The organism is Collinsella sp. LCP19S3_F2 (assembly GCF_052121015.1).
Taxonomy (GTDB): Bacteria; Actinomycetota; Coriobacteriia; order Coriobacteriales; family Coriobacteriaceae; genus Collinsella.
Map to the genome: position 1 here is coordinate 200,120 of NZ_JBQKFA010000002.1, position 24,816 is coordinate 224,935.

Annotated in this window: 17 protein-coding genes and 1 tRNA gene; 8 read left to right on the forward strand and 10 right to left on the reverse strand. The window is 62.2% G+C overall.

Annotated features, from left to right (window positions below; all coding sequences use genetic code 11):
• Window positions 1–10 precede the first annotated feature (10 nt).
• From ACTQX9_RS02540 to ACTQX9_RS02550, 3 genes are all read right to left on the reverse strand, one after another.
• Entirely contained in the window at window positions 11–1,498 is a 1,488-nt protein-coding gene (locus ACTQX9_RS02540) for a hypothetical protein (protein ID WP_441540399.1), read from the reverse strand.
• Window positions 1,499–1,730: 232 nt separating this feature from the next.
• Window positions 1,731–2,738, reverse strand: coding sequence for a DUF5692 family protein (locus tag ACTQX9_RS02545; RefSeq protein ID WP_154518417.1), 1,008 nt, complete (start codon window positions 2,736–2,738; stop codon window positions 1,731–1,733).
• Between the two features lie 62 nt (window positions 2,739–2,800).
• On the reverse strand, window positions 2,801–3,463 hold the full coding sequence (locus tag ACTQX9_RS02550; RefSeq protein ID WP_441540400.1) for a TetR/AcrR family transcriptional regulator: 663 nt from the start codon (window positions 3,461–3,463) through the stop codon (window positions 2,801–2,803).
• A gap of 189 nt (window positions 3,464–3,652) precedes the next feature.
• Here ACTQX9_RS02550 and ACTQX9_RS02555 point away from each other — a divergent pair, with 189 nt between their 5' ends.
• The 7 genes from ACTQX9_RS02555 to ACTQX9_RS02585 all read left to right on the forward strand — a co-directional run bounded on the left by ACTQX9_RS02555 (window position 3,653) and on the right by ACTQX9_RS02585 (window position 10,929).
• Window positions 3,653–6,430 (forward strand): FAD-dependent oxidoreductase, encoded by a 2,778-nt coding sequence (locus tag ACTQX9_RS02555; protein ID WP_441540401.1) that lies wholly within the window; start codon window positions 3,653–3,655, stop codon window positions 6,428–6,430.
• A 198-nt stretch (window positions 6,431–6,628) separates the two neighbouring features.
• Window positions 6,629–7,057 carry a hydrogenase maturation nickel metallochaperone HypA/HybF gene (locus ACTQX9_RS02560; protein WP_441540402.1) on the forward strand — a complete coding sequence of 143 codons (429 nt, stop codon included), beginning with the start codon at window positions 6,629–6,631 and terminating at the stop codon, window positions 7,055–7,057.
• Between the two features lie 378 nt (window positions 7,058–7,435).
• Window positions 7,436–8,425, forward strand: a complete 990-nt coding sequence (locus ACTQX9_RS02565; RefSeq protein ID WP_154518426.1) for a PTS sugar transporter subunit IIB — start codon at window positions 7,436–7,438, stop codon at window positions 8,423–8,425.
• 18 nt (window positions 8,426–8,443) lie between these two features.
• A complete protein-coding gene (locus tag ACTQX9_RS02570; protein WP_055285302.1) occupies window positions 8,444–9,262 on the forward strand; it encodes a PTS mannose/fructose/sorbose transporter subunit IIC in 819 nt (272 codons plus the stop codon).
• Window positions 9,263–9,278: 16 nt separating this feature from the next.
• Window positions 9,279–10,199, forward strand: a complete 921-nt coding sequence (locus ACTQX9_RS02575) for a PTS system mannose/fructose/sorbose family transporter subunit IID (protein ID WP_154518429.1) — start codon at window positions 9,279–9,281, stop codon at window positions 10,197–10,199.
• Between the two features lie 120 nt (window positions 10,200–10,319).
• Window positions 10,320–10,718 carry a DUF956 family protein gene (locus ACTQX9_RS02580; protein ID WP_441540403.1) on the forward strand — a complete coding sequence of 133 codons (399 nt, stop codon included), beginning with the start codon at window positions 10,320–10,322 and terminating at the stop codon, window positions 10,716–10,718.
• A 135-nt stretch (window positions 10,719–10,853) separates the two neighbouring features.
• Window positions 10,854–10,929: transfer RNA gene (locus ACTQX9_RS02585), tRNA-Arg, on the forward strand.
• A 170-nt stretch (window positions 10,930–11,099) separates the two neighbouring features.
• Here ACTQX9_RS02585 and pknB read toward each other — a convergent pair.
• The 7 genes from pknB to ACTQX9_RS02620 all read right to left on the reverse strand — a co-directional run bounded on the left by pknB (window position 11,100) and on the right by ACTQX9_RS02620 (window position 22,154).
• Window positions 11,100–13,049 carry a Stk1 family PASTA domain-containing Ser/Thr kinase gene (gene pknB, locus ACTQX9_RS02590; RefSeq protein ID WP_441540404.1) on the reverse strand — a complete coding sequence of 650 codons (1,950 nt, stop codon included), beginning with the start codon at window positions 13,047–13,049 and terminating at the stop codon, window positions 11,100–11,102.
• Between the two features lie 133 nt (window positions 13,050–13,182).
• Entirely contained in the window at window positions 13,183–16,053 is a 2,871-nt protein-coding gene (locus ACTQX9_RS02595; protein WP_154518438.1) for an FtsW/RodA/SpoVE family cell cycle protein, read from the reverse strand.
• Window positions 16,054–16,069: 16 nt separating this feature from the next.
• A complete protein-coding gene (locus ACTQX9_RS02600; protein ID WP_441540405.1) occupies window positions 16,070–18,007 on the reverse strand; it encodes a Stp1/IreP family PP2C-type Ser/Thr phosphatase in 1,938 nt (645 codons plus the stop codon).
• Entirely contained in the window at window positions 18,004–18,420 is a 417-nt protein-coding gene (locus tag ACTQX9_RS02605; RefSeq protein ID WP_055250779.1) for an FHA domain-containing protein, read from the reverse strand. The genes ACTQX9_RS02600 and ACTQX9_RS02605 overlap by 4 nt, the downstream gene beginning before the upstream one ends.
• A gap of 6 nt (window positions 18,421–18,426) precedes the next feature.
• On the reverse strand, window positions 18,427–19,434 hold the full coding sequence (locus ACTQX9_RS02610) for an FhaA domain-containing protein (protein WP_427719325.1): 1,008 nt from the start codon (window positions 19,432–19,434) through the stop codon (window positions 18,427–18,429).
• Window positions 19,431–21,284, reverse strand: coding sequence for a serine/threonine-protein kinase (locus tag ACTQX9_RS02615; RefSeq protein ID WP_441540406.1), 1,854 nt, complete (start codon window positions 21,282–21,284; stop codon window positions 19,431–19,433). Before ACTQX9_RS02615 ends, ACTQX9_RS02610 begins: the two co-directional genes overlap by 4 nt.
• A gap of 144 nt (window positions 21,285–21,428) precedes the next feature.
• A complete protein-coding gene (locus ACTQX9_RS02620; protein ID WP_427719328.1) occupies window positions 21,429–22,154 on the reverse strand; it encodes a hypothetical protein in 726 nt (241 codons plus the stop codon).
• 115 nt (window positions 22,155–22,269) lie between these two features.
• Between ACTQX9_RS02620 and dnaX the strand changes: the two genes are divergently transcribed.
• A complete protein-coding gene (dnaX, locus tag ACTQX9_RS02625) occupies window positions 22,270–24,771 on the forward strand; it encodes a DNA polymerase III subunit gamma/tau (protein ID WP_441540407.1) in 2,502 nt (833 codons plus the stop codon).
• The last annotated feature ends 45 nt before the right edge of the window (window positions 24,772–24,816 follow it).

Sequence of the window (24,816 nt, forward strand, 5' to 3'; positions counted from 1 at the left end):
CTGCGGCCGGCTAGTCTTGGGCCTTGATGCTTGGCATCAGAATCTGGGCGAGGTAGTCGGTCTCGAGTTTGGTGGCAGCGTCGGCCTTGCCGTCTTTGCCGACCAGTACGTTCTTGATCTGGCTATAGGTATAGCGGTTGCCGGTTGTAAGCTCGACAAGCTCAATGGCCGTGTCCATGGGGTAGGTCGACACGGGGTCTTGCGTACGCCCGTTGATGGTCTGGGGCACCACATACGGATAGACGGGGCCGCTGGCGTAGACCGTGTAGCCGTTGCCAAGGCTTGCCGCACCTAAAACCGTATCACCCTTATCGGGCGTAAAGCTCTCGCCGTCGCGCACTGCGACAAGCGTCGCGATCGGCGTATTGCTGTCGCTGGCAAGATAGATGCACAGCGTATTGCCGTTTTGCCAAGTCGCGACTTTGCCGTACCACTCAACGGGAATATCGAGCTGATACAGGTTCGTTGCCTTATGCCGAGCATCGGCGTCGCGGGCCGCCTGCGCCTCGCGGGAACTCATGGCATTGACGGCGGCGTCACGGCGCGCGGTTGCCGCCTGCTGGAGCACCTTTGCGACCGCGGCAGAGCTCGCGCCGCCCTCCTCGGCGTACTTGGCCGCGGCATCGATCTGGTCGTCGGTCACCGTGTCTGCCGAAGGTACCTTAAGCTTAAAGGATGCCTGAGCGCTCAGGTCCTGCCCGTCGCTCTTTACGCTAACCTGCGCCTTGGTGGTTGGCACGGTGTAAATGGTACCGTCGGCTGCGATGGGGGACCCAGCGATGGAGAGCGTATAGTCGCCAGGCAGCAGCTTAATACCGCGACCGTGCTCATCAACATAGAGCGTCTCGCTCACGGAGGAGCCGTCAGAGTCTTGCCCGCTCACCTGCACGGGAATCTTGGAGCCGGTGGAACAGTCGAGCCCTGCGGCATGTACGCCAATCTGCACCGACATCATGGTGTGGGCGTTGACGGCAGCGACGGCGGCCTGTTCTTGTTGGTATCCGTTCCAAGTGGCATAGCCCGCGCCGCCGGCAACGAGCGCGGCGGCAACGATGCCGGCAACCATCAAATTGCGTCGCTTGGGCGACATCTTGTGATGGCGAGCCTCGGCTTCGCGTGCCGAGGGAACGGACGGCAGGGGAATATCGCCCATGGCGATGGTCTCGTCGACGGCCGGCGCAGAACCCAGGCCAGGAAGCTCGCGGGTGAGCGAGTCATCGGCAGGCAAGCTGCCAAGCAGGGCGGTCTCTTCTCCCGAGGCGGATTCCGACTGGACGTCGTCCTTGCTATCGTCCTCTTCGGCTTCGGCCTCGTCAGAAGCGTCTTTGGCGTCGCTGCCTTCGTCCTCAGTGCCTTCGCGCACCTCGTCCTGCGCGTCGACGGCCAAATCGCTCAACGAGAGCTCGTCTAACGCAATCCGGTCAAGGCTCTCCAGGGCCTCGGCACATGCTTCCGCATCCTGGGCCGCATCCTCGCGGCCACGTGTCTCATCGCTCATATATCCCCCAATGCAATATCGGCTCAACACTGTACCCAAAAATGGAGCCATATAAAGCGCATGCGAAATATAAGATCCGATTTAACCCGAGCGTATCGTTCAGCCGCATCCTCGCGGCAGCAAAAAGCCCCCGGAACGCGAACGAATCACATTCCGGGGGCTCTGCAGTGCGTTGAGTTGCGCGGAGCCGGCTATGCCGCTTCGTGCTCAAGCGATGTTTGCGTCAGGCGCGTTACTCGGCGTGCGCGTAATCAACCTTGGCGCGACGGGCAGTGGCCTTCTCCCAATCGCTGGTGCCCTCAAAGACATCCTGCTTGTAGGGGTTGCGGCCGAGCTTCTTGGCACGGTAGGCGACGTAGATGATCGCGGCGATGTTGGCTACCAGTGCGACGATCGAGACCGCGGTGGCGGCGCCGGGGTCGAGCGTGGAGTGCGTCACAAAGATGGACTCCTCCTGGAAGTAGGGGAACACCTGGGCAAACATGCACCAAATGGCCAGCGTAAAGGCGCGGTTCTGGATCCAGCCGCCCTTGTTCCAGATAAAGGCGGCGACGGTGGGCGCCAGCAGCAGCGCAAAGCCGCAGAACCAGGAGTGGGTGGGCAGGCAGTTGTAGGTGTAGCAGAAGTTCCAGATGTCGTAGGCGATGATGTAGACCCAGGTCATGTCGGGCCACAGCATGTCGGTCTTGTCCTCGGAGGCGTAGACGCTCCACCAACCGGTCATGCAGAAGATGTTGATGATGCCCGCGATGCCGTTGAACACGTTGTTCCAGCCGGCCAGCTGCGTAGCACCTTCGGAGGTGACCCAGGTGGACTCGCCCAGGACAAAGAAGTGATAGGCGCTCTCAAAGTCGGACACGACGGCAATCAAGATGTTGATGGCGACGATCACAAACGGCCATGCGCGGAACCAATGCGCCTTGCCGATCTTGCCCCACTGGTACTTAATGGCAATGAAGCCCCAGCAGCCGGCCAGCGCCGCGTATACCTTGGCGTAATGGAACCAGCTGTTCTGGTATACATGGGTGGGGTTGGTGAGCGCCCACTCGGCACCCTGCGAAACGCCGACGGCGATGGCGATGCAGTAGATGGTCATGGCCAGCGGAGCCACGCCAAAGATGATGGCCGCGCCGAGCTTGGTACGGCGGCCGACCTCGTTGAGTACGATCAAGCCGATAAAGACCATCGCCCAGCCGGCCCAGTGGATAAGGGTATCGCTACCCCAAACATCGAACAGCATGCTGCTCTCCTTTCATACGCCCGCGGCCCCTCTTCCGTCGCGGGCAGTTTGGCCAAATGTCATCAGTTCCTGGGCTTGCGCTCGGAATACTTGGCGGTGTAGCCCTCGATGTGGAGTGTCGAGGCGATAATCTCCTTAACCGTCTCGTCGGGCACATCGGGGTGCGTGCGGATGTACATCAACAGCCCCATGATGAGGGTGTAAAACGTCTCGTAGACATGGTCGATGCGCAGGTCATGATGGGCGACAAAGTCCACCACGGTGGTGTCGCAGATGTATTGCGCCACGCGCTGGACCACGTTGTGCAGAAAGCCGCCGTAGAGCGCGCCGCTGCTCGAGGTGAGCGTGCTCGGCAGCTCGTGGCCGCTCACAACCAGGCGCTTAAAGAGCGGGGCGACGGTGTCGAGTGCGCCCTCGATATCACCGACGATGCGGCTGGCATTCCACTGCTCGAGCTCGGAGATAAAACCGTCGATTGCCTCGTCCATGACGGCGGTGACGGCGGCGTCCATGTCGACGAAGTAGTGGTAGAACAGCGAGCGTGTGCAGCCGGCTCGCTTGGTCACGGCCGAGACGGATAGATGGGACACGCCCAGCTCGGAGCTCACGGCGCGCACGGCGGCGAGAATCTCGCGACGGCGCTCGTCACCTGTCAGGCGCTTTGCCGCGTTGTCGGGCGTGGGGACGGCGTCGGCCACAGGGGTGCTCGCTGCGTTATCGCTCATGAGCTTGCCGCCTTTCATCCGTTTGGGCCCGACCGTTCGCCTAATAGTCTTGAATATTGTTGACGGTTCGTCAATACTATTTTTGACATAATGTCAACAATGGCGGGTGAACGGCATGGGGGCATGCCCGGCCTGCAAAAAAGAGGGGCGCTGCGGCCTCGTCGGGCTGCGGCAAGAGAAGGGACAACCATGATTCTCAACGGACCGGGAATTAGCTACACCGAGCCCGACATCGGTTCGGAGTTCGTGCCGCCGCTGCCGGAGCATCCGCGCGAGGCCATTGTCAAGCTGTGCGAGCATTGCACCAACCGTCTGCTGCATCGCGACGAGCTGCTGGGCTACGAGTACTGGTCGTTTGCCGAGGCCGCAACCGACGAGCAGGCCGAAGTGCTCTGCAAGATGAAGATGCGCCGTCCCTATACGCTGCCCGAGATGGCCAAGCTCACCGGCATGCCCGAGGCCCAGATCGAGAAGATGCTCGACGACATGAGCTACACGGGTCTGCTCGAGTACAACTGGGAAAATCCCGAGCGCGCCAAGCAGTGGGTACTGCCCATGCTGGTACCGGGTTCCGCCGAGTTCCTCAACATGCGCGTGAACCAGCTCGAGGAGCATCCGGTCTATGCCAAGTTCTTTGAGCAGGCGTCCAAGGGGCCGCTGTCCAAAGCCACGCCGATGGTGCCGCCCGGAGGCGCCGGCATCGGCATGCACGTCATTCCGGTCGAGAAGGCTATCGATGCTTCGAGCACCTCGGTGCCGATCGAGCATATCGAGCATTGGCTCGACAAATACGAGGGCAAATATGCCGCCAGCACCTGCAGCTGCCGCGCGAGCCGTCGTGTGATGGGCGAGGGCTGTGCCGACGACCCCGCCGACTGGTGCATTGCCGTGGGCGATATGGCCGACTATGTGGTTGAGACCGACCGCGGCCATTATGTGACGCGTGAGGAGGTCTATGACATCTTGCGCCAGGCCGAGGACAACGGCTTTGTGCACCAGATCACCAATATCGACGGCGAGAACAAGATCTTCGCCATCTGCAACTGCAACGTCAACGTGTGCTACGCCCTGCGCACCTCGCAGCTGTTCAACACGCCCAACCTGTCGCGCTCGGCCTATGTCGCCAAGGTCGAGAAGGACAAGTGCGTAGCCTGCGGTCGCTGCGTTGAGGTGTGCCCGGCTGGTGCCGTCAAGCTCGGCCAGAAGCTCTGCAGCAAAAAGGCCGGCGGACAGGTGCCCGAGTATCCGCGCCAGGAGCTGCCCGATGCCACCAAGTGGGACCACACCAAGTGGTCGCCCAACTACCGCAACGACAACCGCATCGAGACACACGATTCCGGCACCGCGCCCTGCAAGACGGCCTGCCCCGCGCACATTGCCGTTCAGGGCTATCTGAAGCTCGCGGCGCAGGGCCGCTATGACGAGGCGCTAGCGCTCATCAAGCGCGAGAACCCGCTGCCCGCTATCTGCGGCCGTGTGTGCAATCGCCGCTGCGAGGATGCCTGCACTCGCGGTCGCGTGGACGAGGCCGTGGCCATCGACGAGGTCAAGAAGTTTATCGCCCAGCGCGATCTGGATGCCGCGACCCGCTATGTCCCACCTGTGGTGACCCCGACGCGCGCCGGCGGCTTCGACCAGAAGATCGCCATCATCGGTGCCGGTCCGGCCGGCCTGTCCTGCGCTTTCTACCTGGCCGAGAAGGGCTACAAGCCCGTCGTGTTCGAGAAGAATGAGCGCCCGGGCGGCATGCTCACCTATGGCATTCCCAGCTTTAAGCTGCAGAAGGATGTTATCGAGGCCGAGGTCGAGGTCATTCGCCTGATGGGCGCCGAGTTCCGCTATGGCGTGGAGGTCGGTCGCGATGTGACGCTCGACGAGCTGCGCGAGCAGGGCTTTAAGGCCTTTTATGTTGCCATTGGCTGCCAGGGCGGCCGCCTCGCCGGTATTCCGGGCGAGGATGCCGAGGACGTGACCGTGGCCGTCGACTTTTTGCGCAAGGTCAACAGTGGCAAGATCGACACGCTGTCCGGCCGCACCATCGTGGTGGGCGGCGGCAACGTGGCTATCGACGTCGCGCGCAACGCCTGCCGTCTGGGTTCCGAGCACGTTGAGATATTCTGCCTGGAGAGCGAGGCCCAGATGCCCGCCAGCGAGGAGGAGCGTCGCGAGGCCGTTGAGGACGGCGCCCACATCAGCTGCGGCTGGGGCCCCAAGGAGGTCCATCTGGACGAGGCCGGTCGTGTGTGCGGTATCACCTTCAAGCGCTGCACGCGTGTCTTTGACGACGAGGGCCGTTTTGCGCCCGAGTACGACGAGAACGACCTGCGTCGTGTCGACGCCGACCGCGTGGTCATGTCGATCGGTCAGTCCATCGTGTGGGGCGACCTGCTGGCTGGCTCCAAGGTGGAGCTTGGCCGCGGCCAGGGTGCCCTTGCCGATCCTCAGACCTACCAGACCGCTGAGCCCGACATCTTTGTGGGCGGCGACGTCTACACCGGTCCGAGCTTTGCCATCAACGCCATCGCTGCCGGTCACGAGGCCGCCGTGTCCATCCACCGCTTTGTGCAACCGGGCTCCACGCTCACCATCGGCCGTAACCAGCGCCGCTACATCGCGCTCGACCGCGACGATGTCGTGATCGAGAGCTACGACAACGCGACCCGCGAGGTGGCACATGTCGACCGCGAGCGCGAGAAGGCCGCGCCCTTTAGCGAGTACGTCGAGACCTTTACCGAGGAGCAGGTACGCGCCGAGACCGCCCGCTGCCTGGGTTGCGGTGCCTCGATCGTCGACCCCAACAAGTGCATCGGCTGCGGTCTGTGCACCACCAAGTGCGCGTTCGACGCCATCCATCTGGATCGCGACCGCCCCGAGTGCTCCACGATGGTTAAATACGAGCAAAAGCTCCCCAGCTTGGGCAAGTACGCGCTCAAGCGTGCCATCAAGATCAAATTCGGGAAGAAGTAATGAGGTTCCGCCGTTCTAACGAACGGCGGCACTGCCGACGCTGCGCGGCGCCCAGATACCCCATCTTGCCCCTCAACTGCGGCGCCGCGGGCAAAAGCCCAGCGGACGCCTTGTTTCGGGGCAACCTGGGGCACCTGGATCGCCGCTCGCTGATATATGGATTGACATCGTATTAACCGCTGCAGAAGGGTTTTCGCCTTGCATGAATTGGGAATCGTCTATCACATTATTCGCGATGTCGAGAACGTGGCGCGCGCCAATGGCGTGAGTCGCGTTTCGAGCGTCACGCTGCTGCTGGGCGAGGTCTCGGGCGTCGTTCCCGACTTGCTGCTCGACGCTTGGCGCTGGGCGGCAGATAAAAAGCCTATCACCGAGGGCGCGGAGCTTATCGTGGAGCCTGTCGAGGCCGTGACGCATTGCGAGACGTGCGGCCGCGACTATGCGACGGTCGAGCACGGCAAGATCTGTCCCCATTGCGGTAGCGGCGAGACATACCTGCTGCAGGGCCAGGAGGTCATGATCAAGCAGATTGAGACCCCCGACGAGGACCCGCCAGATGCTGCTCCCGACGGCCTCTCCGACGCCCCCGATGCCGTCGACGCTGCCAACCCCCTCCACATCGTCTAGCCCCTAGTCGTTGGGGACGTTCTTGTTTGACTAGTCGTTTAAGAACGTCCCCAATGACTACTTACGTTAGTGCATAAGTCACGCTAATAGTCAAGTTATGTCTGTTTAAACAAAATAGCTGCAGTACAAGCGCATTCGCGCTTGCCTAAAATCGATATTAATGACCAGCCTGCTTGTATCTGTAAAATGAATGGCTTGATAAGTGACGCCTTGGCGTGTAATCCGTCAAAAAGCAGTAACGTAATCAACTTGTAACAAACCTAGACGTTTAAACAAATTATCCAATCATTCGCATTTTTCTCTATAATTTTACAGGACGAACAGGTATACTCCTTTCATGTCGTGTAGGAAATACGTAGACAAAGAGGAGGTTATGTGATGGTAAGTATTGTTCTTGCTAGCCACGGAGACTTGGCAGCCGGAATCAAGCAGACGGGCTCGATGGTCTTTGGCGATCAGCCGTCTGTGGCCGTGGTCTCGCTCGAGCCGAGCATGGGCCCCGACGACTTCCGTGCCAAGGTCGAGGAAGCAATCGCTTCCTTCGAGGACCAGGAGCAGGTGCTCTTCCTCGTTGATCTGTGGGGCGGCACGCCGTTCAACCAGATCAGCGGTCTCATCGAGGGCCACGATTCCTGGGCTATCGTCACCGGTGTCAACCTGCCTATGCTCATCGAGGCATATTCGCAGCGCTTTGACGCAAAGAACACTGCACATGCGATCGCAAAACATCTCGTGACTGAGGCTAAGGCTGGCGTGCGCGTCAAGCCCGAGTCTCTGGAGCCCGAGGAGAAGAAGCCGGCCACGGCCGCCGCTGCTCCTGCAGGCGCCATCCCTCCGGGAACGGTCATCGGCGATGGGCACATCAAGATCGCCCACGTCCGTATCGACACCCGTCTGCTGCATGGTCAGGTGGCCACCACGTGGACCAAGCAGATCAACCCCAACCGCATCATCGTGGTTTCCGACGGCGTTGCTCACGATGAGCTCCGCAAGACCATGATCGAGCAGGCTGCCCCTCCGGGAGTCCATGCCAACGTCGTGCCCATCAAGAAGATGGCCGAGGTTGTCAAGGACACGCGCTTTGGTGACACCAAGGCCATGCTGCTCTTTGAGAACCCGCAGGATCTGCTCAAGGCTATCGAGGCCGGCGTCGACATCAAGGAAGTCAACATCGGTTCCATGGCTCACTCCAAGGGCAAGGTCGTCGTCACCAACGCCGTCGCTATGGGCGATGACGACGTTAAGACTCTCGAGGCCCTCAAGGCCAAGGGCGTCAAGTTCGAGGTCCGCAAGGTTCCTTCGGATTCCTCCGAGGATCTCGACGCCATGTTGAAGAAAGCTAAGGCCGAACTGGCCGCTCAAGCATAGTAAAGGAGGGTCCGATACATGTCTGCAATCACTATTCTGCTTGTTGCGATTGTCGCGTTGCTTGCCGGTATGGAAGGCATTCTGGATGAGTTCCAGTTCCATCAGCCGCTCGTGGCATGCACGCTTATCGGTCTCGTAACCGGTCACCTTCAGGAGGGCATCCTCCTGGGCGGTTCGCTCCAGATGATGGCCCTTGGCTGGGCTAACGTCGGCGCTGCCGTCGCGCCTGACGCCGCTCTGGCCTCGGTCGCTTCTTCGATTATCATGGTGCTCGCCCTCAACGGTGGCGCCACCGATTCGGCCAAGGCCGTTACCGCCGCCATCGCCGTCGCCGTCCCGCTGTCGGTCGCTGGTCTGTTCCTGACCATGATCTGCCGTACCCTGGCTACCGCTATCGCTCACGCCATGGACGGTTGCGCCGAGAAGGGCGACTTCTCCGGCATCGAGCGCTGGCAGTACGCCGCCATCCTCATGCAGGGCCTTCGTATCGCCATCCCGGCAGTACTTCTGTGCATCATCCCGGCCGAGGCGGTTACCAACGCGCTTAACGCTATGCCCGACTGGCTGTCCGGCGGCATGGCTGTCGGCGGCGGCATGGTCGCCTCCGTCGGTTACGCCATGGTCATCAACATGATGGCCACCAAGGAGACCTGGCCGTTCTTCATCCTCGGCTTTGTCCTTGCTGCCATCCCTCAGCTCACGCTGATTGCTCTTGGCCTCATCGGCATCTCCCTTGCCCTCATCTACCTTGGCCTCAAGGATCTGGCCAAGCAGGGTGGCGGCATGGGCGGTGGCTCCGGTGACCCGCTCGGCGACATTCTGAACGATTACGAGTAGGAGGGGAGTGATACATATGGCAGAGAACAAGATTCAGCTCACCAAGGCTGACCGCAAGAAGGTTTGCTTCCGTCATCAGTTCCTTCAGGGCTCGTGGAACTACGAGCGTATGCAGAATGGCGGCTGGTGCTTCGCAATGATCCCTGCGATCAAGAAGCTCTACACCAGCAAGGACGACCAGATTTCCGCGCTTAAGCGCCACCTGGAGTTCTATAACACCCATCCCTATGTTTCCGCCCCCGTCATTGGCGTTACCCTCGCTCTCGAGGAGGAGCGCGCCAACGGTGCACCGATTGATGACGTCGCCATTCAGGGCGTCAAGGTCGGTATGATGGGCCCGCTCGCCGGCGTCGGCGACCCCGCCTTCTGGTTCACCCTTCGCCCGATCCTGGGCGCTCTGGGCGCTTCCCTGGCCCTGTCCGGCAGCATCGCCGGTCCGCTGCTGTTCTTCTTTGCGTGGAACATCATCCGTTACGCCTTCCTGTGGTACACGCAGGAGTTTGGCTATAAGGTCGGCTCCTCCATCGCCAAGGACCTCTCCGGCGGTCTGATGGGCAAGGTCACCGAGGGCGCTTCCATCCTGGGTATGTTCATCATCGGCGCCCTGGTCGAGCGCTGGGTGTCCATCTCCTTCACCCCGGTCGTCTCCAAGGTCACGCAGTCTGCCGGCGCCTTCATTGACTGGGCTAACCTGCCTTCCGGTGCCGAGGGCATCAAGGAAGCGCTGACGATGTACAACTCCGTCGGTGCTACCGCCCTTGATCAGGTGAAGGTCACCACGCTTCAGGCTAACCTCGATCAGCTCATCCCCGGCCTTGCTGCCGTGTGCCTGACGCTGTTCGTCTGCAAGCTGCTCAAGAAGAAGGTCAGCCCGATCGTCATCATCCTGGCTCTCTTCGCCGTCGGTATCATCGGTCGCGTTTGCGGCTTCATGTAATCGCGCTTCGGCTTAAGACCGAGAGTTGCTAGGCAAGGGCTTTTGAGCCATTGAAACGGACCGCACCCGGTGGGTACACTGGATGCGGTCCGATTGTTTTATTTGGAGGGCGAGGCGCGCATGGCGCAATCTCAGAACAGCACGGTCGATCTGGCAACACCGGCAACCTGCCTGATGGGGTTTACCAGCCACGGTAACGTGATGGTGGGCAATAAGGCGTTCGAGTATTACAACGAGCGCAATCCCGAGGATTTTATTCAAATTCCGTGGGACGAGGTCGACTATATTGCCGCCGAGGTTTTGCGCGGCACTAAGAAGATCACGCGTTTTGCTATCTTTACCAAGGATAACGGCCACTTTACGTTTTCGACGCGCGACGACAAAGAGACGCTTCGTGCAGTTCGCAAGTACGTCGACGAGGATAAGCTCGTGCGTTCGCCCGACTTTATCGATGTGACGGCCAAGGGCGCCAAGAGCATCCCCTCCGTTATCAAAGGCCTTTTCCACAAAGGCAACTAGCTCCTCATAAGTTGCGGTGGAATAGTTCCTAAATGCGGCTTTAGATGCATCAGGCAGGAACTATTCCATCGCAACTTTGAAGTCTGGTCATGGGGCGTATGGCGATGCAGTAAATCTGCTACACTAGTACAACATGCCTCCGTAGCTCAGGGGATAGAGCACCGCTCTCCTAAAGCGGGTGTCGACGGTTCGAATCCGCCCGGGGGCACCAGAGATTTGTCGAGCCCGGTACCACTGCGGTACCGGGCTCTTCTGGTTTAAAGGCATGCCGTAGTTTTCGCTGCTTCGGATAAAGAAAGCGCCCGCTTGCTGGGGGAGCAAGCGGGCGCCTGTGAGCGAATATGTTTGCGGCATCAGCCGCTGTGGGCAATGTCTCGATGACTAGTTGGTCGTGCCGGAATCGTCGCCTGAATCGGTGCCAGAGCCAGAAATCGAAACCGTCAGCGTGATCGTGCTGTCGGTGGACTGCTTGCCAGTGGGGGAGACGCCCGTCACGGTGGCGTTTTCGTTACCACTCACGGGGTTGCCGTTCTGATCGCAGAATGCGATGTTGTAGAATCCGGCGTTGTTGAGCGCGGTGACGGCGGAGGAGATACTCTTGCCGTATAGGTTGCCCGGAACGTTTGCCTTGCCGGACTTCTTGGCGATGACGACGGTAATCGTGGCGCCGGGCTTTTGCTTACCGCTGGGGTTCCAGCTAATGACGGTGCCCTCGGTGACGGAATCGTTCTCCTGGTAGGTCACATCGACGCCGAAGCCGGCCATATCGAGGGCGTTGCGTGCCTGAGCCTCGGTCATGTCGGTCAGATCGGGAACGGAGGTGGTGTCGGGTCCACTCGAGACTTTGTACGAAATGGTCGTGCCCTTCTCGACTTCCTTGCCCGCATCGGTGCCCTGTTCAAAGACTTCGCCCTTTTCGGCCTCGTTGGCTTCCTCGGTGGCATTGCCCTTAAGGCCGACGCTTGCCAGCGCCGCCTCTGCCTGGTCCTTGGTCAGACCAACGAGCTGCGGGACATCAACCTTCTCGGAGGGCTTGGGACCCTTGGAGATTACCAGATTCACCTTGGTGCCCTTGGGCTTCTTGGTGTGACCGTTAGGAGTCTGCTCGACAACCTTTCCCTCGTCGACGTCGTCGTTGTAGCTCTGGTCAATGGTTCCGACGTCAAGGCCGGCATCCTTAATCAGTTCGACGGCGGTCTCCTGGTCCTTACCCAACACATCGGGAACCGGGACCTGCTCGCCGCCAAAGAGTCCGGCGGCAAAGGCCACGATGACGCCGATTACGGCTACCGCAGCAACTACGGCGGCGATAATCTTGTTCTTGTTGGATTTGGGCTGCTCGGTGGCGTAAGAGCCGGTTGAACCCGAGACGGAGCTGCGAGCGTTATTTTGTCCGCTCACGCCCGAGACGGGGCGTACCATGGCGCGCGTCTGGTCGGATAGCTCTCGGGTCTTGGTGGCACCCAGGTCGCCAACGGCGCCGATAACGCGCGTAGGCTCCGGCACGTTGACGGCGCGACCAGACAGGTAGCTGTTGAGCACCTGACGCAGCTCGTCGGCCGTCTGGAAACGGTTAGCCGGATCTTTTTCCATGCACTTGAGGATAATGCGCTCAAGATCGGCATCGACACCGGAGTTGATCTGGCTCGGCGGCACGGGCAGCTCGTTGACCTGCTTGAGTGCGACCGAGATGGCATCGTCGCCGTCGAAAGGCACGCGGCCGGTGGCGCACTCGTACATCACGACGCCCAGCGAGTAAATGTCCGAGGTGGGGCCTAGATCCTGCCCGCGGGTCTGCTCGGGGCTTACGTAGTGGGCGGTGCCCAAAACGTTGTTGTCCTGCGTAAGGTGGCTGTTCTTGGCGCGCGCGATGCCAAAGTCCATGACCTTGATGTTGCCGTCGGGCAGCACCATGATGTTCTGCGGCTTAATATCGCGGTGGATGATCTCGTGCTTGTGGGCGACCGAAAGTGCGGAGCTGATCTGCGAGCCGATCTGAGCGACCTTTTTGGGATCAAGGGCGCCGTGGCTCTTGATGCCGCTCTTAAGGTCGGTGCCGCGCAGGTATTCCATGACGATGTAATAGGTGTCGCCGTCCTTGCCCCAATCGTAGACGCCGACGATATAGGGGGAGGAGAGGCCGGCGGCTGCCTGGGCCTCCTGCTTAAAGCGTGCGGCAAAGGTGGCGTCGCCGGCATATTGCGGCAGCATGATTTTGATAGCTACCGTGCGGTCGAGGACCTGGTCCTGTGCACGGTAGACGGTCGCCATGCCGCCTGTCCCTACCTTATCCTTGAGGAGGTATCTTCCCCCGAGGACCCTCTGTTCCATTCCTGCTCCTAACATGACTATTCGCTCAACGATGTGTGTAGTACCAAATTTGAGGCCGCTGGGGCCGTGTGGCGCATTGCCGCTAGCGTTATCGGCCGCGGCACGCCCCATGCTTGCGCATCAATCACGGGCATCACGCTCCCTGGGCGGCAAGCGCCGCGGTCAGGACGATGCCGGCGATCTTTGCCGCCTTGACGTCGTGCTTGTCGTAATCCTCCAAGGCTACCGAGATGGCGACCGTGGGTGAATCGTAAGGCGCAAAACCGACGAACATCGAGTTGACGTTGGTACCGACGGTCTCGGCAGAGCCGGTCTTGCCGGCAACCTTGACGCCCGGAATCTGGGCATCGGTGCCGGTGCCGAATTGAACGACGTCGAGCATGGCCTGTTTGACCTGTTCGGCCGTGGTGGCGCTGACGGCCTGGCCCAGTGAGCGGGACTGCGTGGTCTTGACCACGGTTCCGTCTGGGGCGAGCACCTGGGCAACGAAGAACGGGTCCATGACGACGCCGCTGTTGGCGATGGCCGCCGCGATAACGGCGTTCTGCATGACGGTGGTCTGCGGACCCGGCGTGTGGTCCATGCCGACGGGCTGGCCGGCGCCGGCCCAGGCGGTTTCCCATTCGGTCATGAGCGAGGGGTCGGCCATGATGGACGCCGCGGCGGTTAGGTCCTGACCGAGCTTTTGGCCATAGCCAAAGGCGTTGGCGAACTGTACGAGCGAGCTGGCACCGACCTCGTTTGCCACCTGACCAAAGACGACGTTGGACGACACGGCAAAGGCCTGCTGCAGGCTAATCGTGCCGTAGCTCTCATTGGCGTAGTTGGTGACTGGTGCATTGCCGATATCCATGGAACCGGGCGCCTGATAAGTGCTCGAAAGGCTTGCGGTGCCGGTTTCGAGTGCCGCCGAAAGCGTGACGACCTTAAACGTGGAGCCCGGAGTATAGAGGGCGTCCATGGCGCGGTCGTACATAGAACCGTCCTCACCGCCGCCCGATTGCAGCAGGGCGTCGATGTTGGTGTTGTCGTAGGTGGGCGAGCTGGCGCATGCGAGCACCGCGCCAGTGCGCGGGTCCATGACCACAACGGCGCCCTTAAAGCCCTTGAGAGCCTGTTCGGCGGCCGTCTGGATGCGGGAGTCGATGGTGAGTTTGGCGGTGTTGCCCGGCTGGTTTTGGCCCGCGAGCGACGCGATGGCGTTGTTCCAGCTGGAGTAATCCTTGGAACCGGTGAGCGTGTCGTTCATCACGCTCTCGATGCCGGCGGTACCGTACTGCTGGCTCACATAGCCAACCACATGGGCGGCCAGGTTGCCGTTAGGGTAGGAGCGTGCGTAGGTGCCGTCCTCCTGTTGCAGCGATTCGGCCAGCGTCACGCCGTCGGACGTGATGATGGAGCCGCGCTGGATGTACTTGGAACGGGCGATGGTGTGATTGTTGGTCGGCATATCCTGGTAATCCTTGGCCTTGATGACCTGGACATAGGTGAGGTTGCCGATGAGGATGGCGAACAGGGCCGTAAAGGCAAACACCGCGCGGGTTAGGCGGTTAGCGAGCGCCACGCGGCCGAGCACGCCAGATTCGGGCGTATCGAGCAGGCGACGACGCATGCGCGAGCCGGTGGAGTGGCTGCCACGGCCGTAGGAAGACGAAGAAGCGAAGCGCGTGCCGGCATGCGCCGCGGCAGAAGCGACCTGGTCGTCAGTGATGGCGGCCATGGTACCGGTGCCGGTGAGCTCGGCCTCGCGACCGGTTGCCTCGTCACCGGCGCGCAGCAAAAGCGCGACAATGATAAAGCTCGCCAGCAGCGAGGAGCCGCCCTGACTCATAAAGGGCAGGGTGACGCCGGTCAGCGGAATCAGGCGGGTAACGCCGCCAACGATCAAGAAGGCCTGGAAGCTAATGGCGGCCGTGAGGCCCGTGGCGCTAAATGCGGCAAGGTCGGACTTAGCGCGGGCGGCCGTGGTCAGGCCTCGCACGGCAAAGAGCATAAACAGGACGAGTACGGCGCCGCCGCCCAAAAGGCCCATTTCCTCGCCGATGGCCGAGAAAATGAAGTCGGACTCGACGACGGGGATGTTATTGGCCATGCCATTACCGATGCCAACGCCGATAAGACCGCCGTCAGCCAACGAGAAAAGGGATTGCACAATCTGGTAGCCCTGGCCCTGGGCATCCTTAAAGGGGTCGGCCCAGATCTGGAAACGTACCTGGACATGCGACAGGAACTTGTAGGCGCCCACGGCACCCACTGCCAAAAGCGCAAGGCCGATGACGACATACGAGAAACGTCCCGTGGCGACGTAGAGCATCAGCAAGAAGATGGTGTAGAACAGCACAGCGGAGCCCAAGTCGCGCTCGAAGACAACGACCAGAAGGCATACACCCCACACAGCGAACAGCGGTAGCAGCAGGCGCAGGCGCGGGACCTTGAGGCCCAAGATCTTGCGATTGGAGATGGAGAGTAGCTCGCGGTTTTCGGCTAGGTATCCGGCCAAGAACAATACGATAAAAATCTTGGCGAACTCGCCGGGCTGGATGGTGAAGCCGGCGATGCGAATCCACAGCTTGGAGCCCGAAATGGTGGTGCCGATAAAGATGGGCAGCATCAGCAAGATGATGCCGATGATGCCAAAGGTGTACTTGTAGCGCATGACCACATCGAGATTCTTGATCATCGCGAGCGTGCCCACCATCAGTGCCACCGAGACAAACAGAATGACGAGCTGCGAGATGGCGAGGGCGGGTGCCAGACGCGTTACGAACGTGATGCCGATGCCCGAAAGCACAAAGACGATGGGCAGGATGGCCGGATCGGCACCGGGCGCCAGGATGCGCACGGCGATATGCGCCGCGGCGAAGGCGGCAAAAAGACCGATCGGCACGGCGAGCGTTTCAAACGAGATGGAAGCGCCTGCGGTGAGCACGTACATCGCATACAGCAGGATGACGGGGAACGCCGAGGCGATGAGCAAGAGCATTTCGGTGTTGCGGCGACTCATAAGCGGCACTCCCTTTCTAATTCTTATCGGAGGCTTCGGCCTCGGCGGACTGTTCGGCGGTTTTTTCGGAATTCGATTTGGAAGTCGATTCCTGGTCGGTGTTGTCGCGAATCGTTTGCGCGTCGATCACCTGGCGGGTCTGTTCCTCATCGATTTGATGACGGTACTTGGAGATAGTGTCCTGCGCGTCGTCAACACTCGTTTGCGGAATGCCTGCTTTCAGACGATTCTGCGTGTCTTCGGGTAGGTCGGATAGCTTGATGGCGGTCGTGCTCTCGAGCCAGTGCAGCTTAAGGCCGAGCGGCTTGCCGGGAATGCCCCGGTAGACCGCGACGGTGTCCTTGTAGGTGCCCAGGTAATACGAGCCGGTGACGCCCGCGTAGGCCCAGATGGCTGCCGCCAGCACAAAAGCGATGCCCAGGATGGCGGCAATGGTGACGTTGCGGCGGCGAACACGCTTCGCCTCGCGCATGACGCCGTCGTCGACCAGGTCCACAACGACTACCGTCACGTTGTCGTGGCCGCCGGCAGCGAGCGCGGCGTCCACCAGGTTATCGACGCAAATCTGCGCCGTAGACGATTGCGTGGCGATGTTTTCGATTTCGCTATCGGGAATCATGCTCGAAAGGCCGTCCGAGCACAGGATCAGGCGGTCGCCCTCTTCGATGTGCAGGGTAAAGTGGTCGGCATACATGGCGGGGTCCGAACCCAGTGCACGTGTGATAACCGAGCGGTTGGGATGGACGCGCGCCTCGTCGGCCGTAATTTCGCCAGCGTCCACGAGCTCCTCCACATAGGAGTGGTCGCGGGTCACGCGGATGAGCGTGCCCTCGTGGAGCAGGTAGGCGCGCGAGTCGCCCACGTGGGCGATGGCGAGCATGTCGTTTTCGATATAGGCGCAGGTCGCCGTGCAGCCCATACCGGGCTTGCCCAGGCCGTTGAGTGCGGCCTCGATGACGGCGGCGTTGGCAGCTTCGACGGCTGCGGCTAGGCGCGCGGCGTCGGCAGCCTGTGGCGCCGTCTTGGCGATGGTCTCGACCGCGATGGATGAGGCTACCTCGCCGGCGGCGTGACCACCCATGCCGTCGCACACGCAAAAGAGCGGCGACTGTACCAGGTAGGAGTCCTCGTTGTGCGGACGCACGCAGCCAACATCGGAGCGGGCGCCCCACATGAGTTGCGTGGTGGTGCCGGCATCGTAGGTCGAATCGGTCTCGATGCGCTCGTCGGCCAGCGGCTCAAAACTCATGGTCGAACCAGGGTCCTTGAGCTTGGCCTCCACGGCGGCGACATCAATCTCGGCCGTGTCGCCGGGCGAGACGGCGTTGGCCTCGTTGCTCGGATCGTCGACTTTAGACGTGGCGGGCACTTCGGTTGTGTTGTCGGCAGGCTCTTCGTCTTGCGGGGCGACGGCTGCGGGCTCGGGTGCCGCGAAGTGCGCGGGCGCGGGCGTGCTGTGGGGCTGAGAGGCGCCCTCCGTCGCTGTGACGGGCATCTCTTCGGCCGTAGGCTGAACGGCCTCGGGCGCCGATGCGGCCGCGGGGGAGGATGCCGCCGCGGGTGCCGGTGTAGATGCGGGCTCGGGCGCTGCGGTGGGTGCTGGAACTACGGGAAACACCGGTGCCGTGGGCTCGGGGGCCAAAAACACCGCGGCGCTCTCATCGATTGCCGCGGCGACAGACTCGGCAAAGTGGGCCGGCGCAGGTGTAGTTTCCGGTGCCGAAGGTTGATCGGCAACGGCGTGCGCGCCGATGGGGGCATCGGTGGAATTATCTTCATCCTGGCCATCGATGGGCATCGGATGGTCTTGCGTTACATGCGAAAGAGGCAGGGAGAACACGGTGTCCTCGGGCTCAACGGGCGCAGGGCCCGCCGGGGCGGCATGAGCCGGCACGGCCGCGGGGGCAGCCAGTGCCTCGGACATGGTTGCGGACTTGTTCTCCTCGTCGATCATCGACGGTTCACCTTCATGACCACGTCGCCAATCTGGACTTCGTCGCCCTCGCGCAGCGTTGCGGGCTCCACCAGCTGGCGGCCGTTAACAAGGGTGCCGTTGAGCGAGTTGAGGTCCTCGATAATAAGTGCCGGGCCCTGCAGCGAAAAACGCGCATGCGAGGCAGAGACAAACGGCTCGTTGATGCAGATGTCAGATGACGGCGAACGACCGACGATGACGGGGCCAAGCATATCCACGTGAATACCGCGGATGCCGCGCGGGCCCTTGTCCACATCGATCGTCCAGATGGCAGAGTCGCGGCGCTGGCCGCGCACGAGCCCCACGCCGGTCTTCATGACGGCGAACAAGAAGATATAAAGCAGGACGACCAGTACGATGCGGCCTGCAAAAAGGACGATATCGATGTTCATAAGCGATTAACCCCTAAATTCAAAGGTGCTCAGGCCAAACGTTAGCAGATCGCCGTTGCGCAGCGGGCAGCGCGTGATGCGGCGGTTGTTGACGAGCGTGCCGTTGGTGGAGTTGAGGTCCTCGATCGACCAGTCAGAGCCGGTAAAGGTGAGCTGGGCATGACGGCGCGACACGTTGGGGTCGCGCAGGGCGATGTCGGATACCGAGCGCTCACGACCGATGGTCACCTGCGCGGAGGTGATGTTGTGGCTCTCGCCGCTCACGACGTCGACGAGTTGGGCGAGCGGACGCTGCGGGGCGCGGGGGCTTGCCATGTTGGAGGCGATGCTGGTCGCAGCGCCAAGGCCCACGGCGGCGCCAGTGGCAGCCGCTCCGCCCATACCGGCAAGTGCGTCGCGCGAGACGGTTTGCGGCACAGGGATGGGGGCTGCGGGATCGGGGACATTGGGTGCAAAGGGGTCGGCCACAGCGAGCGGGTCGGGAGTGGCAGCGCGGGGTGTCGGCTGCTGCTGGGGCATGGCGGCCGGGTGTTGCTGCGGCGATGCAAACTGCTGCTGACCGGCGCGGGGGGCGCTTGCGGCACGGCTTGTGGCCGAGCTGTTCTGTCCCAGGCCGTTTTGATAGGCGCGCTCTTCCTCGTACAGACGGCCGAGCGTGGGAGCGTCGACGTTCTCGGCAAAGACCGAGAACTTGCCGGCGCGCAGCTGAGGGTCGATCATAAAGCGAACAAGGGGCTCGCCGACAAAGACGTAGCGGCGTTTTTCGGCCTGCGCCTTCACAAACTCGCGCACCTCGCGCGAAAGCTCGGGATAGAACGGGGCAAGCATGGGATCGTCATCGGTGGCGATCAGGATGGTATAGAGCGCCGGCGCGGTGTTGACGCCGTTGATCACCAGAGTTTGATCCTCCATGTCGCGAGCAGCCTGCTTGGCAAGCTTCTTAAAGGAGAACGGGGCACGGGTGGCACCGAAGATGCCGGCCACGTGGTCCTCGAAGATGTTCAGGAAGTTCACGAAAGATCACTCTCCGTATAGGTTCTTTGGTATCCGAGCAAATACAGGCATATCCCAACGATTATAGAGGATAGGATTCCCGCAACCGCCGCCTTGGCGACGACCGTGCCCGCAAGGCTGGCAATTTCCATATGGTGTGCAAGACAAAACGATACGGCCGAGCCGATACCGGCGACGGCAATTGCGACGATGGCGGCGAGGTTTGACCCCTGCTCGGCGCGCTTGGCATGGGCATTGAGCAGCAGCGACGTTGCCGCGGCTGCTGCTGCAATCAGTGCGAAGGCGGCCCAGAGGAACGCGTCGCCCAGCGCTGCGGCGACATTGCCAAGCCCCAGCACGCCTCCCGTAGGGAGGGCAGCTGCGGCCAGGCGGGCAAAAAGCGCGCCTATACCCGTGGCGGCAGCGGCGCTTGCCGGGCCGAGCCAAAACGCCGCGAAGCCCGCGGCGGCCCCGGCGGCAAGGATGGCGTCGCCGGTTAGACAACCTAGCGCAAGCGCGCAGGTGAGTGCCGCGCTCGCGGCCGCTTCGGTGCGTCCCCAGGCAATCCACCATCCGGACATGGCGGCGGCAAAAATGACCGCGACCGGCAGCATCGACAGGATGCCCTGCGCCTGCATGGTGGCGTTGGCCATGAGCACCAAAAAGCCCACGGCCGAGATAGCCGAGCCGATCTGCGGTGCCAAGCCTGCCGCCGCGCCAATAGCGATGGCCGCGGCGACCAGCCCGGGAAGCGCCGCGACGCCCGCTGTCTGCATAAGCAAAAAGCTGAAGGTTGCACACGTTAGCGCCGAGATACCGCGCATGGTGTAATCGCGCGCGCAGCTCCAGCGCGTGCCCGCCCAACCGAGCGCGGGGTCGACTTCGATGGCGTTATCCTCGTAAGGCGGCGACTCCATATCGTCTGCCGCGTGCTCGTCGTCCGAAAGCTCGCTTACCATCTGCTCCAAGCTGCGACGGCCTTCGCGCACGCTCCCCAAGCCGGCAAGGAGTTGGTCGCAGAATGCCTCGATGCTATCGGGGCGGTCTTGCGGCATAGGGGAGAGGGCGCTCATGAGCGCTGCCTCGGCTCCCGGGGGAAAGTGCGGGATCAGCTCGCTGGGGTAGGTGGCGCCGCCGATGATGCGGTCGAGCGAGTCGGCAGGCGTTGCCGCCATAAAGGGGGCGCTGCCGCACAGGCTCTCGTAGATCACGCAGGCAAGGGCAAAGACATCGGCGCGCTCGTCGACCGTGCCGGTCTCGATATCGAGCTGTTCGGGCGGCATGTAGCCGATGGTGCCGCCGCGCGATCCGCCAAAGCCGCCGGCAGATGACAGCCGCGCCATGCCAAAGTCGGTGAGCTTTACATTGCCCGAGTGGTCAATGAGCACATTGGCGGGCTTTATGTCCAGATGAAGCACGCCGTTTGCATGGGCAAAGGTGAGCGCCTGACCCAATGCGTCGGCAATGGTCGCTGCCTCGTCAAAGGTGAGCGAGTGGCCGTCCACGCGATGCAAAAACTCGGCCAGCGACATGCCGTCGACATACTCCATGACCAGGTAGGCATAGGCGGTGTCATGCGTAAAGTCGATAACCTGCACGATATTGGGATGTTGAAGCATGGCGGCGGTATGTGCCTCGCGCAGTACATCCATGATGTCGCTGGCGGGTATGCCGGAGCCGTTGATAAGAGGGATGCGCTTAATGGCCACGCGACGACGCAGGTGCGTGTCGCGGCAAATCTCGATGGAGCCAAAACCGCCGGTCGCAAGCGTCTCGAGCGGCTGGTACCGCTTGAGCAGCTCGCGAGAGCTGGTGCCCTCCAAAGGGACGTCCGGCGAGAACCGGGCGGTATGTTGCGAGAAAAGCGGCATGGCCAACCCTCGTGCGTTTAAAGTTCGTTTGCGAGCGGCGGGCGCGGGGCCGAGCCATTCGCGGTGGCATAGATGCTGCTAGTGTAGCACGCTCTGGTGCATGGGGAGGATAGCGGGATGCGAGGCTGCCTGTCTGACTTGGCCTTAGCGCTTCTTCTTGCCCTTCTTCTGCTTGCACTGCTTGCCCTTGTTGTCCTGGGGCTTGTCTGCCTTGTCTCCCTGCTTGGCCTCGGCTGCAGCCTTCTCGGCCTTCATTTTCTTCTTCTTGGTCTCGATGCGGAGCTTTTTGTTGATGCGCGCCTTAAGGAAGGAGCCAAACTGCTCGGCGTCGCCGCGAACAAAGGTGTCCTTGGGGATCGTCACGCCCTGGTCTGCGAACATGGCAACAAAGATGCGCTCGCCGTCGAGTACGTGGTCGAGCTTCTCAAACGGGAAGAACTGCGACTTGCCGCTCTTGCCCCAAACCATCAAGCCGTCCTCGTTGGCGGCGACGCGGCGATAGCGGCCGCCCATGGACTTGTCGGCCTCGACGGCGTCGATAAAGTCGCGGGCGAGCGTGTGGTGCAGGTTTTTGCTCCACCAGGCCAAAAAGGCGCCGAACACGATCAGGACGACGCCAAACTTGATCCAGTTGCCGCCGGCCACCAACATGCCGATGCCGAGCAGCGCGGCAATTGCCGCGGCGACATACAGCGAGCCGCGACGCCTGGGCGAGGCGACCAAGCGGGCGAAGTCGGTGACGAGGTCGTTTTCGTACTGATACTCGTTGAGGTACAGGATGCCGTCGTCGGCTGCTGCCTGTTTCTCGAGCGCGACCTCGACCTGGTCGGCTGCTTCGGAGGGAACGAGGTTGCTCTCTGCGTCTGCCATGCTCTTTGGACTCCTATCGCGGCGGGCTCGCCGTACGGGTTATTATGAGTGCAGTATGCCGTGCGACCGCATGGCCGTCGCGGCAACAAAACTCAGTATACCCGGGGGAGCACCCATGGAATCGTTGTACCGAAAGTATCGCCCGCTCACCTTCGACTCCGTGGTGGGCCAGCAGCATATCGTCTCGACGCTCGAGCACGCCATCACCGAGGGACGCTTGTCCCACGCGTACCTGTTCTGCGGACCGCGCGGCACGGGCAAGACCACCATGGCGCGCATTCTGGCCAAGGCGCTGCTATGCCGCAATGCCGAGGCGGCGCGCGCCGAGGGCGCAAGCGGCTGCATGCCCGACGGCACTTGCGAAGAGTGCGAGCTCATCGCCGAGGGCAACCACCCCGATGTCTACGAGCTCGATGCCGCAAGCCGTACGGGCGTGGACAATGTGCGCGAGGAGATCATCAACTCCGTTAACTTTGCCCCGGTGCGTGGCAAGTACAAGATCTATATCATCGACGAGGTCCATATGCTCACGACGGCGGCGTTTAACGCGCTGCTCAAGACGCTCGAGGAGCCGCCGGCGCACGTGATCTTTGTGTTGTGCACCACCGATCCGCAAAAGATTCTGGAGACTATCCTCTCGCGCTGCCAGCGCTTCGATTTCCACCGCATCGGCAACGAGGATATCGAGCATCGTCTGTCCTACGTGTGCGAGCAGGAGGGCTTCGATTACGACGACGAGGCGCTGGCCATCGTGGCGCGCCATGCCAAGGGCGGCATGCGCGACGCGCTTTCCACGCTGGAGCAGCTGAGCGTTTTTGGCAACGGCGCCGTGCATGCGGACGATGCCCGCTCGCTTTTGGGCGAGGTTTCGGACCAGATCCTGGGCGAGTTTGCCCGCGCCATCGCCGAGCGTGATATTGCTGAACTCTATGGGCTCATTCGCGCACAGGTCGAGGAGGGCAATGACTTGCTTGAGCTGACGCGCGACCTGGTGGCGCACGTGCGCGACGTGTATGTGGCCTGCGTTGCCGGTACCCGTGGCGAGCTGTTTGAGGGCGGGGCCGAGCAGGCTGAGGCGCTTGCTGCCGAGGCCGCTGCCTTTGGCGGGCATCCGGCCGACCGTCTGGCCCGCGTGCTGACAGTGCTCGACGATGCCGCGTTGGAGATGAGGGGTGCGAGCGACGTGCGCCTGGTGCTCGAGATCGCCTGCACGCGCCTGGCACGTCCCGAGGCCGATCTGACCATTGAGGCCCTGGCCGAGCGCGTGGCACGCTTGGAGGCCATGGTCGCCAACGCCGCGGTGCCGGCGAGCGTGGCTGCTGCTGGTGCTGCGCCTGCGGCTGTCGCGGCTGCACCTGTGGCGACACAACAACCGACGCTGATCTCGGGTGCCCGAGCTGCTGCCCCTGTGGCATCCGCCGCTCCCACTGCTACGCCCGCGTGCCAGGGCGGCATGCCTTGGGATCGCGGTGCCGCCGCTCCGGCGACGCAGCCTGCGTCCGTGTCAGCTTCCAAGCCCGCTGCGCCTGCTCCTCAGCCTGCCCCGGCTCCGATGCCCCAGCCCACCGCCGCTTCGGCTCCCGTACCTGCCGCTGCGCCGGCGCCTAAGCCCCAGCCCAACACTGCCGCTCAGGTTGCTGCCGCCGGCGCCGCCGAGACCCCTGCGGTAGAGGATGCCGGCGAGCTCCAGCGCAAATGGGTCGAGGTCGTCGAGCGCGTCAAGGCCCAACAACCTTCTTATGCGGCACTCCTGTTGAACGCTCGCGCTACGGCAGACGATGGTTCTAAGCTCACGGTCTCGTTCCCTACGGCATTTGCTATCAAGATGCTCGGGCGTGCTGATACACAGGCGGTGTTTTTGCCGACAGTCAGTGCGGTCTTCGGTCGTCGCACCGTCGACTATGTCCTGGATGGGGGTGTCAGGCCGGCTCCTCAACATGAGGAGCTTTCTCCATCTGCACGGGCTGCGGCATCTGCGGACCCGCAACCCGTGTCCTCGGCGGCCCCTGCATCCTTGAGCGCCAGCGCGACGCAGCCAAAAGCGGCACCGGTAGCGGCACCGATCCCGTCGGTGACTGAACCCGCCGTGTCCAAACCGGCTGCTCCGATCCCCGCGTCCAAGCCCGCTGCCGCGCCTGCACCCAAGTCATCCGACCTGGCCAAGGCCCCTTGGCTGCGCTCCGACAACCCTGCCGGTGCTCCTGCCACGGGCAAGCTCCCGACCGAGCCCGCGCCCCGAGTGTCCGAGTGCGCGTCTGCTCCCAAGATTCAGCCGTCTGTACAGGCTGCGCCATGGGAATCCGAGCAGGTACCCTACGACGACGCCGTGGTCGGCGGCTTCGCCGGCGATGCGAGCGGGGAAGATCTTCCTCCGTTCGACGTGCCTGCCGCGGCGCCTGCGCCCAGCCCTGCCGCTTCGGCCGCAGCTCCCGCGGCTGCGACGTCCGCTCCTGCAAGTGACGACGCCCTCGCTGCCCCTTGGGAGTCCAGCCCCGGTGCTGGCAGTCCTTTCGGTCACCAGGGCGCAGCCCCGGGCATCCCGCAGACCGAGGACGAGGCCAAAGCCCTCATACGTAGTGTCTTTGGCCAGTCCACCATCTTCAAGCCGGTGGAGTAACTATGCGGGCGGGTATATACGCCGAGTTGTGAGACCTTGCATAAT